Genomic DNA, 16,428 nt, shown 5'->3' on the forward strand with positions numbered 1-16,428 from the left:
GGGTACGTGCCGGTGTCTGGTCTCGTTGCTCATGCAGCGTCGAACATCATTCACGTCGCGTGAGCTTCCATATTCATGTAATAGCCGTCTTTCGCCTTGCCAACTAGCATCAGGCACTTGGGACGATGACCCGTTCAAAGAGAGATGTGAAATCGCAACGATAGCTGCTGACTATATGGTCGGTACACTGAAAAGTGCCGGAGTAAAGCGCGTCTTCGGTGTGGTGGGAGATTCGCTGAACGGATTCACGGATTCCTTACGCCGGGATGGTTCGATCGAATGGGTTCACATGCGGCATGAGGAAAGCGCGGCATTCGCCGCCGGTTCCGAGGCCCATCCCACGGGGCAACTCGCTGTCTGCTGTGGAAGTTGTGGCCCAGGGAATCTGCACCTGATCAATGGATGGTTCGACTGCCATCGAAGTGGGGTCCCCGTTCTCGCTATCGCCGCGCATGTACCAAGTACCGAAATCGGTATCGACTATTTTCAGGCTACCCATCCCGAAGGTGCTGTTCAAGGAATGCAGCCACTATGTCGAACTCGTCCACAGTCCCGACCAGTTGCCCCAAATTCTGGGGCGCGCTATCCGGACGGCAGTTGCGCGTAAAGGTGTCGCGGTTGTCGTGATACCCGGAAATGTCGCGCTTGGGACTCTCACAAAGCGTGTCCCGACCTGGAGCGCTGATCTGAAAGATCCGAACTTCGCCGCAATGGCCAATGCAATCGGCATCAAAGGCGTGCGCGTCCAGCACCCCGCCGAACTGGCAGGAGCACTGCGCGAAGCATTCGCTCATCCGGGTCCGGCACTCGTCGACATCGTGAGCGCACGTCAGGAACTCGTGATGCCGCCTGCGGCCACTGCCGACCAGACCTACCGCTTTGGGCTGTTTATGCTTCGCGCCGTCATGGACGGTCGCGGCCAGCAGCTCATCGACCTCGCACAGGCCAATCTGTTCCGGTAGCCCGTGCCTGATCGACAAAGAAAACGAGTGGAGATCGAACCATGTCCAGCAAAGTCGCAATCGCCGCAAAGATTCAATCGGATCGCGGGTCTCTAAATATTGGCTTCGTCATCGCCTGGCTTTTCTGCGCCGCGTTCTACTTCATGCAGTACATGCTACGTTCCGCGCCGGGCGTGATGGTGCCTGAGTTGAGCACCGCGTTCGCCCGCGATGCGCTGGGCGTGGGCACGCTCGTTGGCCTTTACTACTACACCTATGCGCTGTTCTCGATCGTTTTCGGTGCCTTACTCGATCGGCTCGGCGGCAAGGCCGTCATTCCGGCCGGCGTCGTTCTCGTCGCCGTCGGGGCGGCACTGTTCGGCTTGGGCAGCCTGGAGGCCGCGCAGATCGGCCGCCTTCTCCAAGGCGCGGGTTCGGCATGCGGGTTCATCGGCGCAATGTATCTCGCCACGCGCGGCTTCCCCTCACGCTCGCTTGCGACTGCGGTCGGTTTCACGCAATGCTTCGGTATGCTGGGGGGTTCCGCTGGTCAATTCGCCGTTGCACCGCTCATTCACGGTCTCATCACGTGGCAGCAGTTCTGGTGGTTCGCCGGCATCGTCATCTTCTTGATCGCTGCGCTGATGTTCATCGCGACGCCGGCGCCGCATGACGATAACTCAGTCAGCCCGGGTTCGTGGATGAGGATGTTCGCGCCGTACAAGGAAGTGCTGTCCAATCCGCAGTCGTATCTGTGCGGTTTCTGCGCCGGTCTGCTGTTCCTGCCGACGACAATCGGCGACATGATCTGGGGCATTCCGTTCCTGCGCGGCGGCCTCGACGTCAGCTACGCGGAGGCCGTCAATCGCGCGAGCATGGTTCCGCTCGGCTGGGTGATCGGTTGTCCGCTGTTGGGCTACCTGTCCGACCGCCTGGGCCGCCGCAAGCCGGTATTTTTCTTCGGCGCGCTGCTGATGCTTGCATCGGGCGCTAGTATTTTTTATCTGCCGGTTGGCGTAGCGCCGCCATATGTGCTCGGGCTGCTGCTCGGCATCGGCTCCGGTGCCGCGATGCTGCCTTATACAGTGATCAAAGAAGTCAATCCGGACAACGTGAAGGGGAGCGCCAGCGGTGCCATTAACTTCCTCGTGTTCACGTTCAGCGCGGTGCTCACGCTTGCGTACGGCAAGCTGCTCGCCAACCTCGCAAATGGCGGCGCAATGAACCTGCCGGTATTCCGCACAGCTGGCTCGTGGCTGCTCGGCGGCGTCGTGCTTGCGATGATACTTGCGATATTCATGCGCGAGACCGGGCCGAGCGGACGCGCGGTAAGCGGCTACTAGCCGTCGTCCGGCGCCCGCGCTTTAGAGTGCCGAACATCGCCACATTCTGCAACCGGTGTCGGATCAGCCCACGCGCGTAGCGCCGGCACGAGCTACACGTTCGACATCCTACTCCCGGTTAGGCCCGGACGCACTTCACATATATGCAGTACCGGCCCGAAAGGAAGGTCAAGCGTTGGCACAAATCCGGCAACTCACAGTGACTGCACCGGCGTCGTTTCGGGAATTCGGAGCCACCAAGAGCGACTAAGCACGATGGTCGCTTAGCCCTTTCAGGGGCTTTCCATTGCTTTTCAGCTCGGTCGGAACACCTGTTTGTCTACTGAGATCGGAGGAACCGCATCATGCAAGCTCCCTTTGATGCAGACAGAACGTGGTTATCAACGATAGCGCTCCTCGGCGGCAATGGCGAGGGTGAAATACAACTTCCCGTTGTGTCCGGTCGCGCCCGCCTAAAGCGTGGCGAAGGCTACTTTCGGACATGCGTCATCCAGGTGCTGGAGCGCGATGGACCGACCTCTGCAACCGTTGCATGGCGGGACGCGGCCTCTTGCTGCTACGGCGAACAGCTTTGGCGGCGCTGCATCGCGCGGAAAGCCGGAGTGTGCGCCTTGAGTGGCCAGCCCATTGCAACAGGCAAGGCCGTGTATCGACCCAGACGTATTCGACCTGTACCGCGAAACATCGAAGCGATGATTCTGGCTACGGTCATCGAGGCTATCCCTGTGGAGGAAGATGTCTGACGCTTCGAATCCAGGTCTTCGTCGACGACTCTGCGCCTGCCTTGAATGATGATACGCAAAGATGGGATGGAACGCTTCCTCCACTCGGAGTCCAGTGGCCGTCGCGCCAATCGATTTCGGCAACTCAGACCATGTCTGCAACGCTACACCACTCGTTCCAGCTTTATGTAATAGGCACCCTGTGCCGCAACCACTAGTATCAAAGAGCGGTGAGTGATCCTCGTGATGTCGCCGCAGTCAGAGGAGGGCAAGATGGATTCCGGCGAGAAGTGCTTGCGAACACTGGTCGACAAGTGGTTTGGACCTTCTGCGGCGGTGACAGTCCGCGTGATGGAGTTCAGTCGCACCCGAACGGATCGAAGGCGCTACGTACGCATCGGGCCGACGTGTGCGGACAAGGACTTGACCATCGTTTTCTTCCGGCACGATGACGGATCATGGAATTGTTCCCGGCAAAACAAGCAGCCCGGTGATGCGCGCTTACCCACTGGCGGCATGAACGATCGCTAGCCGGGCGATCTTAGGACAACGCAATCATCGTCCTGAAATATGCGGCGGGGCCGGGCACACCACCGCTCCGGTCGGCCAGCCCGATCCGTTCGCGACACAAGATATTTCGAGACATCGTTGATCCAGGTCGCTACCCACGCGCATCCAAAGCCTTGAACCTCGCCATCCACACCGACACTATCCTTTGAGGCGGCATGAACCGAGACGCCATCCCTCACCGAGTCCCCATGGACGAAGTGAACACCGTCGCATTAGCATCTTCTATCCTGTTCGCGCATGGAGAGACGACGGAAACGACTGTCACCTCCGCGCAGCAACTGGGCCGCACACTCGGCGTACCTGTCAGAGTGTTGCCGCACTGGGACGAACTCGTGATCGAGCTTGACACCTCCTGCTCGGAGGTTGATTACATTGCCTTTATGCACAAGCCTGATGTGCCAACAGCGCTCTCGCATCTGGCCGGCGCCTTTGAGCATTACAACGAACGCCACCCGCATAAGGCACTGAAGTACCGCTCTCCCCGGGAGTTCCGGCGAAACGCTGCATCATCAACCTAACGGTGTCCGAGTGACCTGAGTTACAGGGTCAACTCCAGTCTTTGCTTCGACACTCCCGCTTTGGCACATTGATCCCACCTCGGGTGGTGGCGTCCATTCCATTACTGTTGACGTTAGCTCGTTCCGCGCACCTGGTCTTTAGCACGCTCGCGATATTCGAGCGTTTCAATGTAAGTCAAGGCTATGCGGAAGAAGCCGCCGTTTTCGCAGAAACGTTGCCGCTGAATTCCTGATTGGGAGATCGGTGAACCCGACCGGTTCGATTTCCAGGCGCCGAAGGACCTGGGAGCGGGTCTTTCGGTGCCGGTCGGGGCTCTTGTAGATGTTGCTCAACGCCAGTACGGGGAAGGTGATGTTTCTTCGCGAGGCCGTGATAGCGGGCTTTGATAAACCGCAAACGACTCACCGCCGCTATCGGATCTGTAGAGACAACCCATTTGCAACCATGTGTCGCAAACAATAGTATTGGAGACCGGTCTTTTTGCGACTCATCGTCCTAACATGCAACTGCTCTCGATCGGAATTAATCACCATACCGCGCCGGTTGCCTTGCGCGAACGAGTGGCGTTCTCGCTCGAACAGATCCGGCCCGCCCTGCAGACACTGAAAGCCGCGTGGCATAGGCACAATAACAGTCCGCGCGGTGGTGCGGCGCATACCACGTCGGCGATGGATAGGCTCCCGTTCAGCGGCGACGCGCTGTCTGAAGCGGCGATTCTGTCGACCTGCAATCGCACCGAAATTTACTGCGCGACTGATGACCGCGCCGCGCCTGAGCGTGCGATTGCGTGGCTCTCCGCCTATCACGGCATTGATGCTGACGAACTGGCGCCGCATGTCTACACGCTTCCACAGTCGGAGGCGGTGCGACACGCGATGCGCGTGGCGTCGGGCCTCGACTCGATGGCGCTCGGTGAAACGCAGATTCTTGGCCAGATGAAGGAGGCCGTGCGCACCGCGTCCGAAGTCGGCGCGATGGGTACATATCTGAACCAGATGTTCCAGCGTACCTTCTCGGCCGCAAAGGAGGTGCGCGGCCAGACGGACGTCGGCGTCCATTCCGTATCGATGGCGGCAGCCGCGGTGCGGCTAGCGCAGCGCATCTTCGATAAGATCTCTAGCCAGCGCGTATTGTTCATCGGCGCGGGCGAGATGATCGAACTGTGCGCCACGCATTTTTCGGCGCAGACGCCGCGCGCTCTGGTAGTGGCGAACCGCACCCTTGAGCGCGGCAGCAAGCTCGCCAAACGCTTCGGCGGTCAGGCGATTCCACTTGCGGACCTGCCCGAGCGGCTGCACGAGTTCGACATCGTGGTGTCGTGCACCGCGTCGTCGTTGCCGATCATCGGCCTCGGAGCGGTCGAGCGCGCAATCAAGGCGCGCAAGCACCGGCCGATTTTCATGCTCGACCTCGCAGTGCCGCGCGACATCGAACCGGAAGCCGGGCGGCTCGAAGACGTGTTCCTTTACACGGTCGATGATCTCAGCACCATTGTGCGCGAAGGCTCCGCGATGCGTCAGGCCGCAGCGGCCCAAGCGGAAGCGATCATCGAGACGCGCGTTCAAGGGTTTATGCACTGGCTCGAGCAGCGCAGCGTGGTGCCGGTGATCCGCCATATGCACACGCGGGCCGACGCGCTGCGGCGCGTCGAACTCGGGCGAGCGCAGAAAATGCTCGCTCGCGGCGACGACCCTGCCGCGGTGCTCGAAGCTCTGTCGCAGGCGCTCACCAATAAATTCATCCACGGTCCGACACATGCGCTCACGCGTGCTTGCGGCGGCGACCGGGACCACCTCGCCACTCTGTTGTCCGGGTGCTATCGGCACTCAGCCTCGTCCGAGTTCTAACGGCGCGCAACCCTCGTCAAAAAGAACGTCTGGTGTCAATCACGATCATGCGATTCGTGGACGAAGCGAAGATTTTCTCCCGCAGTGCATTGAAATACTTGCACTGTTTTCATGGGCCAATCCGTTATCCGTGACGGTGATCGCACCGCAACACGAACCCAGCGCAAGCCGGCGAATGGAACACAATGTGTGCCTCCCGCTCACCGGAATCAGAGCCATCCACGCCTCTCAGATGCGTCAAGTCAGCTCTTGTGCGCAGTTATGAAACCGATCTGACCGCGTCGTTGACTCGCACCGTCCCGGTCTGTACAGGCTCCACGTACAAGCCGATGCGGCCAGACAAATTGCTCGAACCCCTCGGCGCTCAATCTCGTTCAGACTTTCGCTACAATCGGCTTTGGGCCATTTCGACCTTCAACGCATGGGGATTCCAGCCGATTCCAGTGGGGCGACGCTAATCCATGCACCATGGCCGTTTCAACCCGCTTTGCCGCTTGCAAAGACCCGTAACCAGTTGAAGGTGTGGGAGCGCAACGTGACAATGTTGTCATGTGCGCGTCAGCTTGGGGGCACGGCCAGTTGCGCAGAATGAAATCAGCTCATCGTCTCTGGAGGCCTTGAGCACGCGCTTCGTTCAAAGAGAGTGAAGTTGAACTTCTCCTAACTCTACCTGTCATGCATTGCCGTTAACGCACCGATGCAAAGCAAAAGCCGGCGCTACGCACCCAGCCCTTCGAGACGTGGGAACGCGTGACGTGCATTTCGACGGTGCAGTACTCCCGACATGTCCCTTCGCAATACTAACTAACGCCGGTGGTCCGAACGCGGCACACCAGTTGACAATACCCTTTTAACGCTCGCGGCTTGAAATGATTCGTCATTGCGCACATCGGAAAAGACTCTTTACGCAATTCGCGTGTCATCACGATTACCCGCCGGGTACACTTCGCGCTCAATTATCAGAGTGTTTCGCCGCGGCCATCGGCGCCATGCCCAGCATCGCCAACCGCGCGGTCTGTTTTGTTTCACCATGCAATCTGGAGAAGAACATGAAGAAAACGCTTTTTGCCGCCTCATTGCTGGGCGCGTTTGCGGTCTCGGCGCAAGCTCAAAGCAGCGTGACCCTCTACGGCAGGCTGGACGCAGGGCTGGTCTACTCGAATAATCAGTTGGGCCATAGCAACTTTCAGCAGGGAAGCGGGTCCCTGTCGAATACGTTGTTCGGCGTGCGCGGCAATGAAGACCTCGGTGGTGGCCTGCATGCGATTTTCACGTTGGAAAGCGGCTTCAACCTCAACAATGGCGCATTCAAAGAAAACGGCACGATGTTCAACCGTCAGGCTTATGTCGGCCTGAAGAGCGATCAATATGGCCAGATCACGCTGGGTCGCCAATATGATTCGATGGTCGACTATCTCGCACCGATTTCGGCCGCAGGCTACGGCTATGGCAACAATCTGGCCGCGCACCCGTTCGATAATGACAATCTCGACGGTACTTTCTCGGTTAAGAATTCGGTAAAGTACACCAGCGCGAATTACAACGGCATCCAGTTCGGCGGCTTGTATGGCTTCAGCAATGCGGCCGGTCAGTTCTCGAACAACCGAGCATGGAGCGCGGGCGCTTCATACCAGAACGGTCCGTTGAATGTCGCGGCCTCGTATCTGCAACTGAACAATTCCGGCAGCAATAACACCGGTGGCGCGGTCTCGTTGGGCAACGGCGACGCAAACATCGTCGCGGCCCTGCAGCGCACTTACGGCGCCGGCGCGAACTACACGTACGGCGCGGCGACCGTCGGCTTCGTGTATACCCACACGCAGCTGGACAACGTACAAGGCATAAACGTCGGCGGGACGGTCATCGGCGGCATCGGTGGCACGAACCTTCATATGGACAATTATGAACTCAACGGCCGTTACGCATTGACGCCGGCGCTGAGCCTCGCGGCCGCCTACACGTTTACCGACGGCAAGGTCACCGGGTCCAACGGAGCGGGCGATCCTAAGTGGCAGACGGCCTCGCTGCAAGGCGACTACGCTTTGAGCAAGCGCACGGATGTGTACCTGGAAGGTGTGTACCAGCACGCCTCGGGTCAGTTGGGATCGCTGGGTGCGAACGTGGCCGCGATCAATACGCTGTCGCCGTCGTCCACCGCTAACCAGACGGCGGTGACGATCGGCATGCGCCATCGCTTCTGAGGTGAATCCGCCATTTCCTGATCGAGCCGCTAGTCAGGAAAGCAACCACAACCGCGCACCGGTCGCAGGTCGGCGCGCGGTCGCGTGCGTTTGCGCGCTGTTCTCTCCGTGTCGTGGGCTTTCGGTCCTGTCGCCCTCCCGCTGGCCCTCAGGAGTTTCCTTAAATTTACTCATCATGCTATTCGATTTTCCCGCAGGGCCGATTCGTCTTCGTGATGTCGTGCAATATGAAATGGCGCGAAGATTCTTGTACGGCGCAGACGAGGGGATCGTGGCGCGATGCGCCGACGGTGGAACAAAGATCTCGAGCGGCAGATCAGCTGTTGCAGTAGTGGCGAAGGTTGTCGGGTAGCTGAGCGCGATCACCCGCGCCCAGCCTCCTCAGGTAGGGTCGAGAACTGGCGCGCACACCGGTAGGCGCCGGTGGTGATTCCACCGCTTTCGCGATGCCCCGCATCCGGCAACCATGGTCACGTGCTTAGCTCCTGCCACGTCGAACGGACCGGGCCGATTTGCGGCACTACGCTCTCCTGTGTGCTTCATGTCAAGATTTATGGGAGCTATCTCGCTGGGCGCGCTTTCGGTGGGGCAGCACGACGAACACGATAGCCGTTGACCAGCTTCAGTTCCTCATACAACCCGGTGCGGCTCTTGTCTTTATTGACCTCAACCTGCAGTTTGGCGAATTTTTCCTGAAGTCGCCTGGTCACCGCCCTCAGCAGCCACGCATGGGGCGGATGGGCATCGATCAGCACCACCAGATCGTCAGCGAATCGGGCATACCCGACGTAGGTGTACTTCCCGTTGCGCGCGGCTTCTTTCGCCCGCTCGGGCACACGGTCTACGTCAGTGAGATAGATGTTTACTGAGCAATGGTGAAAGCACCCCGACTTGCCGAACGCCTTGTTTGCCCGACGCCGTCAGCATCAGCTTCAGCACATGCATTACGTCGTCGCCGTTGACCCGACGCGCCACCTGACGCCGGTCTTGCACTGAACAATCGCCGTCGCCACCCGATGCACCGCTTCATGCGCGGTACGCTTGGGACGATATGCGTTATTTTGGTCTTCTCTGGCGATAGGACTAGCCCGCGTTCCGACCGAAATTCAATCACCGCGGGCTTGAGCTCCTACGCAAACGCCCCACGAATGCCGTAAACGTTTCCGCCAGCCGCAGGTAGGCCGCCTGGTCGACCAACTGGGCACTAAGCGCGCGCAGCGCGTCCTGGAGGCTCAAGCGGCGCAACTCCGCTTGGCACGTGGTCGGACTTGGCTGCGATTCCATTCATAACGCCGGCGACCTCACTGAGGTTGTAGGGTCCATTGTGAGTGCAGAAATGCGCGTCGACAGAGAACTTACTGTTCATCATGTATCTCGTCTTTTTAGCTCGGCTGTGCTCGCTAGATGTCGCGTAGCACATCACGTGCTTCTTTAATAGAGAAAATCATCCCCATATCTTTCATTGCCTCACTACGTATGTATCGCAACTCACGATTTGCGTTGAAGCGGGTGTACGTTGCCCGGTTCACCGGCGCGAATACCACTTACCTCGGCAGCCGGTTCGGCAAACTGTAATAACGCCCCGGCGGCATCATCTGTAGACCACCTGGGCACAGTCGACCCAGCAGCGTTGGAGGCGGCCCCAGGTGCGTTTGCAGCAGCGGGCGCGGGGGCTGTGCTGGACTGTCCGGCCGCTCCGGACGCCGGCGTGCTTATGCTGTCCGGGCCTGTATCGGGGCCCGAGTCGTCGTAGGCCGGCCGAGGTGGATTGCCGTCGGAGATCAGATACTGGCGACGCTGCAGATACGCGTCTCGTACGAACGAATACTTGTCGAGGGTAGCACCCGCCAGGAGATTCTCCGCACCGAGCAGCGATGCGCGCTCGCTAACGATCCGCACGCCATAAAGTGTCGTCCGGACCCAGATCGGCTGGATGTACGTTGTCAGATCCGCTTCGAACTCGACGAGCATCCCCGCAGTGTCACGCACGGTGCTCGGACCGAGCAGCGGAAGAACGAGATACGGCCCCGGCGGCACGCCATAATGACCGAGCGTCAACCCAAAGTCGGCCGTGTGCTTTGGCAGTCTCGCGAGCGTCGCGACGTCGAACAGGCCGCCGACACCATGACATCCTCGACGCCATCGGTAATTTTCAACTGCAGCAGATCGTTGGCAGCCGTGTACACGTCGCCGATGTTAGAAAAAAAGTTGGTAACGCTGTCCTGCACCGGCTGCGGCAGCGCCCGTACATACGCCTGAGCGACCGGCTTCAAGGCGTACCGGTCGACCTTGTCGTTGAACGTGAAGACAGTACGATTGAGCCCTTCCAGTGGATCACCCATGGTCGGCGTCTGTACCGTCGCACAGCCCGCGAGACCAGTGCTGCCGCCACTGCCATCCCTGTGGCGCGTATCGTTGTCGTTACTGTTTTTCTCATTTCGCCGGGACACTCGCTTGAGGCTAGATCTCTGACAATGCGTAACATTCAATACACCGCCGGCATGTCTAGCGGACGATGTTTGAAGCGTGGGTGCACCCAGTAATATGGCTCGGGAAATTTCACGATCTGTTCCTAAGAGGCCAGTTCAAAAACCCCTGAGGGGGCTGTTTACTTTCTCGGCAAACTGTTAACCTTGGATGTCTGAACAAGGGAACCCAAGGGATGGAAGCGCCGATCATTGATGACGAATTGTGGATACTGATCGAACCGTTACTGCCGCCGCCCAAGCCTCGGCGCAAAGAGCATCCTGGTCGCCCACGCGTATCGGATCGGGCGGCGTTGAATGGCATCCTGTTCGTGTTGAAAACCGGTCTGCGATGGAACCACCTGCCGACCGTATTGGGCTTTGGCTCCGGCGCGACCTGCTGGCGACGACTGAACGACTGGCGCAATGCAGGAGTATGGGATCGACTGCACGAACTGCTGCTCGACAAGTTGCGCGAGGCCGGGCAGATCGATCTTTCATACGCTGCTGTCGATTCCTCGTCGGTACGCGCTGTTGGGGCGGGCGAAAAACTGGCCCGAACCCCACGGATCGCTCGCGACCCGGTTCCAAGCACCACATCCTCGTAGACGCCAATGGCGTTCCCATCAGCGCCATCCTGACCGGCGCGAACCGCAACGACGTCACCCAGTTGCTGCCGCTCGTCGACGCGATTCCCCCGATCCGCGGCGCGCGCGGCCGACCACTTCAGAGACCCAAGGTCATCTATGCCGATCGTGGTTACGATTCCGATCCGCATCGTCAACGATTGCGCGAACGCGGCATCAAACCGGTGATCGCAAGGCGCCGCACTGAACATGGCAGTGGTCTGGGCAAATTCCGTTGGGTCGTTGAACGGACTCACTCGTGGCTCCACAACTTCCGTCGTCTTCGCATACGCTTCGATCGTCGAGCTGACATTCACGAAGCATTCTTGAAATTCGGCTGCGCCCTCGTCTGCTGGAACATCTTCAGGCGTACGGAGCAGCCTTTTTGAACTGGCCTCTAAAGAAATTCATTCATGCGGCCCGGATCGACCGTGTCACTCCAGACCGGAAATCGGTAAGCGGCTTGGAGATTGTCACCTTGTACCCTTGGTCATTCGCAACCAAGTGATTCGTTATCAACCTGACCACAGCGCATCGATCGACCATGTCCGCGCAATTGCGCCGGCACGATCAAGCGGGGCTTCGCGCCCGAGCCGGGAGTTTCGCGAAGTTGAACGGCAGCAGCTTCGAGACATTGGCATTCGGTGCGTGCTGCGACAATTCGGTGAGTTCATGCAGGAAGTACACGTAGGGCTCGAGTTGCAGGCCGTCCCCCTGACGCCTGCCGATCCTGCCGTCCGCTTTGACATTTAGCGGTACTTCATCCACCTGGCTTGGCAATTTGTCGCAAACGCCTTGCGAGCGCTTTGGAGACGATCGGCGTGCCTTCTCCAGCCACGCCGCCTTCTGCCGCTTCGCTATCGCGCAGAAACAGGCTGACTTCGCCCGCTACAATTTCGCGCTCGTTGTCGGAGATGATCATGTGATACGAGTCGTCGAGATATATAGAACGCACGAACGATGCCCCAATGTGCGCGCTGACGAATCTCGCGTTGTTGGCACTCGCGGTTTCATCATCTATGGCGTGAATCGTGAGGCAATCGGTCTTAATATCGCCCAGGAACCTGCGCACGCTTTTCGCGAGCCGGGACGCTTCATGAAGCGCCGACAGCGATATGGTGGAAGGACCAATCTCGCTGATCGCGTTGCTTTGCATCGCGCGAGCAATTTTCGCGCGAAGCGCTTCGTTCTTGAGCCCGAAAGGCGATTCTTCGCGATATCGCCACCTTCCTCGCATCGGCGTGTAATAGGCCAGACCTAGCAGGAATTGATACCACGGGATAGCCCAGCCGTCGTAAGCTAACGTGACGGACAAGAGAATGACCGCCTGAGCCGAGGGTCGCTGCTTGACGAGCGCGAGCGCCAAAGTCGCCCCGATCGAGAGGCCGCACACCGACACGCGTCGATATCGTTGGGAAAGTTCGTCGAATCTGCCGACGGCCGCTGCAAGCCACTGCTCCATCCTTCTTTCCGGCGATCCGGCACTATAGCCGTCGAACACTGGCGCATAGGTTGCGAAGCCACTGCGCGCCAAAGCGCGAGCTAGAAACCGCATCTCGAGCGGCGAACTCGAAAGACCATGGACCAGGAGCACCGCGTGATCCCCACTTGCGTTGAACTGTGACTTCGTGTTTAACAATTTCAATCCTCACTTCGCTCACTAGAAACTCGCCGGCGTGCGTCAAAGTCTATTCGCCACGCTGTCGATCAGCTTGTACTGTCCTACGCCCACGTCGATGCGAGTGCGATGGCTGCTACTAGGCACGAGTGTGGATGAGAGGCGGCTGGTATCGTTCGAATGGACATGCTCATGGGGCATCCCCGGCGCAGTCTCCGCTCGTTTCGTTTTTGGTGCGGAAGCGGGGTCACTCTCGCCATGGCAGCGCACTGCCTGGTGAACGCGCGCCTGAGTCGGGATAATGTCATCGTGATAGCGAGGAAGATTCCGTATCGGCCGATGAGTTTTATCTGCAGCGCGACTGGCGATCGCGCGTTCATTATCCGCCCGCAAGAGCATTTCATAGCGCGACTGCGCCACTAGGGCGATGAGTTCGGCGCGATATTCAGAACGTCGCAACCTCTCTATCAGGCAAATCACCAGCATGCTAACCACCGGAAGCGATACGATCAGCGCAACGTCGGACTGATCCAATACTCCTATCTGCTGGTACGGGGGCACAAACATGAAGTCGGCGATCGCAAGGCCAACTGTCATGACGGCGAGCGCAGGCGCCATTCCGAAGAAATATTCGATCAACGCGGCGGCGATGAAGTATGCCGTTCCAGGCATGATTGGTCCTAGCAGCGGGTGCAGCACCAACCGAACTTCACTTGCGATGACGAGTGCGAATACCGCAAAATACCAGCCCTCGAGACCCCGCGGAGCCCAGCGGCTTGCATTACGAACTTTCATATAGGGTCGTTTGATTTGATGCCTTGCATTCGGCGGTTGAGAGGGCGAGGACACGTCTGGCCCCCATATCGAGGAGAGCCAAAGCAGAGTGATAGCCGGCTATTACGGTCCATGAAACGAGCTAATATCCGCTGGGCGGAGAGCGCGTCCAGTGTTGACGGAACCGATACGTCGACAGGTTTAAGTTCGCAGCTCGCCAGTACTGCGAGACTGACCAGGTCGCGCACTTGAGATTGAGCAGACAGACAAAAGCGACATGTCTGACATTCGTGACAAGTAAATCAGTGCGTCGCACCGACTTTTCTAAGCGCTTCCATCGCCGCCAGATTGCCTTGCGCTTGAACGGTCGCGAGGGCAGTGTTTCCCCGCGCGTCCGCATGATCCGGGTCCGCGCCATGCGCGATCAGGTCATCGAACAAGCCAAAGCGTCCAAAAAGCGCGGCGAAAGCAAGTGCGGTTTCGCCCGCGTTATTGGTTGCGTTAACATCGCAGCGCGCTTGCAAGAGCGTCCTTGCTATGTCCAGTTGGCCTTTGTAAATGACGCCCATCAAAGCCGTATTGCCGTTATGGTCGGCTGCGCACGCATTGGCGCCGGCGGCCATCAGCTTGTCGAGCGTATCGGGATGATTGTCATAGGCAGCAAGAATGAGCGCCGTGTAGCCGCTCGAATTGACGCTTTCAATTGGGTAGCCCGCCTTGAGCAACGCATCGAGAATGTCCCATCTCCCCTCTCGTGCAGCGTTGAACCATTCCTTGTCGTATTGATGCGCGGCGACGTGCTGGCTCGCGTCCAGATGCAGAGCAGGAGCAGTCGTGACTTCCGATCCGCATCCTGCCAAAACCACTGCACATGCAGCCACGCTAGCGATGGAACGCCATGCAAAGCCAAAGTTTCCGAGATCCCTCATACCAGATGTTTCCGTGAGACGAGGCACGCTGGTTTAGCGGCGTGCCTCTTGTAAGCGGTGACGACTAAAGGCGAATCAAGCTTGCCTGAAATTACTCGTCAGACAGCTTCGCCGACAATGTCTTCACCTTCGAGCCGTCCGCGTTCAGCGCACGGATCAGACGCGCGCCCAGGTCGGGATCGGCCTTGTTGAAGTAAGACAGCATCGTGTACTTGTTGTCTTCGTTCGTGACATGGCTCAAGTCGCCGGACAGCGCGGTGACGAGATCGCCCTTGCCTTGCTCGGTAAGACTTTCGAAATACTGACCCGCTTGCCGGAAGTTCTGCTTCTTGTGGATCGCGATCTGTTGCGTTGTGCCGGACAACGGCGTCTGCACGTACTTGTATTTCGGGTCCTGACTTAGCTCGCTAATCCCCGACGGCTCATAGTTGACGTCGCCGGTACGACCGCTCGCGTTCATTCTTCCGTCCTGATTGTTGCTGTGGACGTCAATCAGCGGCCGGTTGATCGGAAGCGAATTGTAGTTCGCACCCAACCGGTACATTTGCGTATCGGCGTACGCAAACAGACGGCCCTGGAGCATCCGGTCTTCCGACGGTTCAATGCCGGGAACCAGTCGGGACGGCGCAAACGCGGACTCTTCGGTGGACTCGAAGTAGTTGTCGGGCACGCGGTTCAGCGTCATGGTGCCGATCTTGCGCTCAGGTACGCCGAGCCATTCCTTGGTGTCGTCAAGCCCATCGTAAGAAAACTTGTTCAGATCGGACGGCTTGAGAACCTGGATGTACAGATCCCACTTCGGGAAATCTTGCTTACGGATCGCGCCGTAGAGATCGTTGGTCATCAGATTCCAGTCCGAGCCGATGGATGCGGCGATTTCACCGGGACGCAAGTCCTTCTTGCCCTGATCGCTGACCCAGTGGAACTTGACGTAGTGCACCTCGCCCTTCGCATTCACGAACTTAAAGGCATGCACTCCAAATCCGTCCATATGCCTGTAAGAATCGGGCATGCCGTCGTCGCTATAAAGATGCGTGAGCATATTCGTCGCTTCAGGCGTATGCGCAAAGAAATCAAAGGCCAGATTGGGGTCCTGAACCCCGGTGACCGCGCCGGGTTTGTTAGCGTGGACGAAGTCGGGGAACTTGATCGCGTCGCGGATGAAGAAGATCGGCCAGTTGATGCCGACCATGTCCCAATTGCCTTGGCCGGTGTAGAACTTGATGGCGAAACCGCGGGGATCGCGCGCTTGTTCGGGAGATCCGCGGTAGCCCATCACCGTTGAAAACCGCACGAATACCGGCGTTTTACTGCCTGGCGAGAAGACCTGCGCCGTTGTCAGGTCGGATAGATCGGCACTTGGAACGAAGTCGCCAAAGGCACCTGTGCCTCGCGCATGCACGACACGTTCTGGAATGCGCTCGCGATCGAAACGCTGCAGCTTTTCAACCAGATGCGAATCCTGCAGTAGCACGGGACCTTCCGGGCCCGCTGTTTCCGAATTCTGATTGTCTCCAACAGGAGATCCATTGTCGCGGGTCAGGTTGGCTGCAAAGACAGGCGGCAACGTCGTGGCGCTCAAGACAACGGACAGAAGCGTTCTTTTAAATACTCTCGATACATTTTGCATATTGGCTCCGGGGGATCGGTTACTACTCAAGACATCGCTAATCGGGCGGTGCATGCTATGTCGATGCCCTTGAGCGGTCCAATCGCCATTCTTAATGAACGCGATAGTCATGGACCAGGCATGCGTACATGACAGATTTGTCAGCGATAAGCACATTCGGTATCCTAACTTACAAAACGGTGATTCAACGGCACCCGTACCAAATGACACGGATCCTTCATGCCACAGCAACCTCAGAGGAGA

The 16,428-nt window shown here is 58.5% G+C and carries 11 protein-coding genes and 3 pseudogenes; 8 read left to right on the top strand and 6 right to left on the bottom strand.

Annotated elements, in window-relative coordinates; genetic code table 11:
- Nucleotides 1-175: 175 nt before the first annotated feature.
- The 7 genes and pseudogenes from RW095_RS41295 to RW095_RS05670 all read left to right on the top strand — a co-directional run bounded on the left by RW095_RS41295 (nt 176) and on the right by RW095_RS05670 (nt 8,143).
- A pseudogene (locus RW095_RS41295) lies at nt 176-962 on the top strand (thiamine pyrophosphate-binding protein).
- Nucleotides 963-1,003: 41 nt separating this feature from the next.
- Entirely contained in the window at nt 1,004-2,284 is a 1,281-nt protein-coding gene (locus RW095_RS05645; protein WP_317015026.1) for an MFS transporter, read from the top strand.
- A gap of 344 nt (nt 2,285-2,628) precedes the next feature.
- Entirely contained in the window at nt 2,629-3,027 is a 399-nt protein-coding gene (locus RW095_RS05650) for a DUF3331 domain-containing protein (RefSeq protein ID WP_317015028.1), read from the top strand.
- Between the two features lie 213 nt (nt 3,028-3,240).
- The gene (locus tag RW095_RS05655) at nt 3,241-3,537 is read left to right on the top strand and encodes a hypothetical protein (RefSeq protein WP_317015029.1); all 297 of its coding nucleotides are present in this window, start codon (nt 3,241-3,243) and stop codon (nt 3,535-3,537) included.
- 404 nt (nt 3,538-3,941) lie between these two features.
- Nucleotides 3,942-4,094, top strand: a pseudogene (locus RW095_RS05660) (integrase core domain-containing protein); the annotation flags it as partial.
- A 501-nt stretch (nt 4,095-4,595) separates the two neighbouring features.
- A complete protein-coding gene (gene hemA / locus RW095_RS05665) occupies nt 4,596-5,942 on the top strand; it encodes a glutamyl-tRNA reductase (protein ID WP_317015031.1) in 1,347 nt (448 codons plus the stop codon).
- 1,049 nt (nt 5,943-6,991) lie between these two features.
- Nucleotides 6,992-8,143, top strand: a complete 1,152-nt coding sequence (locus tag RW095_RS05670) for a porin (RefSeq protein ID WP_317015032.1) — start codon at nt 6,992-6,994, stop codon at nt 8,141-8,143.
- 560 nt (nt 8,144-8,703) lie between these two features.
- Here the strand turns inward: RW095_RS05670 and RW095_RS05675 are convergent.
- Both RW095_RS05675 and RW095_RS05680 read right to left on the bottom strand, forming a co-directional pair.
- Complete coding sequence (locus RW095_RS05675; RefSeq protein WP_317015033.1) at nt 8,704-8,979, bottom strand: RNA-dependent RNA polymerase family protein; 276 nt, start codon at nt 8,977-8,979, stop codon at nt 8,704-8,706.
- A 652-nt stretch (nt 8,980-9,631) separates the two neighbouring features.
- Nucleotides 9,632-10,527 (bottom strand): annotated as a pseudogene (locus RW095_RS05680) (MlaA family lipoprotein); the annotation flags it as partial.
- A gap of 278 nt (nt 10,528-10,805) precedes the next feature.
- Here RW095_RS05680 and RW095_RS05685 point away from each other — a divergent pair.
- Nucleotides 10,806-11,623, top strand: a protein-coding gene (locus tag RW095_RS05685) for an IS5-like element ISRme6 family transposase (RefSeq protein ID WP_317015035.1) whose coding sequence is annotated in 2 segments (ribosomal slippage) — nt 10,806-11,154 and nt 11,154-11,623 — 819 coding nt in all. Because the reading frame shifts where the segments join, the coding sequence is not laid out codon by codon here.
- A gap of 371 nt (nt 11,624-11,994) precedes the next feature.
- Here RW095_RS05685 and RW095_RS05690 read toward each other — a convergent pair.
- From RW095_RS05690 to RW095_RS05705, 4 genes are all read right to left on the bottom strand, one after another.
- Nucleotides 11,995-12,879, bottom strand: coding sequence for an alpha/beta hydrolase (locus RW095_RS05690; protein WP_317015036.1), 885 nt, complete (start codon nt 12,877-12,879; stop codon nt 11,995-11,997).
- A 36-nt stretch (nt 12,880-12,915) separates the two neighbouring features.
- Nucleotides 12,916-13,647 (bottom strand): DUF4118 domain-containing protein, encoded by a 732-nt coding sequence (locus RW095_RS05695; protein WP_317015038.1) that lies wholly within the window; start codon nt 13,645-13,647, stop codon nt 12,916-12,918.
- A 281-nt stretch (nt 13,648-13,928) separates the two neighbouring features.
- Nucleotides 13,929-14,555, bottom strand: a complete 627-nt coding sequence (locus RW095_RS05700; protein WP_317015039.1) for an ankyrin repeat domain-containing protein — start codon at nt 14,553-14,555, stop codon at nt 13,929-13,931.
- Nucleotides 14,556-14,646: 91 nt separating this feature from the next.
- Nucleotides 14,647-16,185 (bottom strand): catalase, encoded by a 1,539-nt coding sequence (locus RW095_RS05705; RefSeq protein ID WP_317016761.1) that lies wholly within the window; start codon nt 16,183-16,185, stop codon nt 14,647-14,649.
- Between the last annotated feature and the right edge of the window lie 243 nt (nt 16,186-16,428).

The organism is Paraburkholderia kirstenboschensis (assembly GCF_032806925.1).
GTDB lineage: Bacteria > Pseudomonadota > Gammaproteobacteria > Burkholderiales > Burkholderiaceae > Paraburkholderia > Paraburkholderia kirstenboschensis.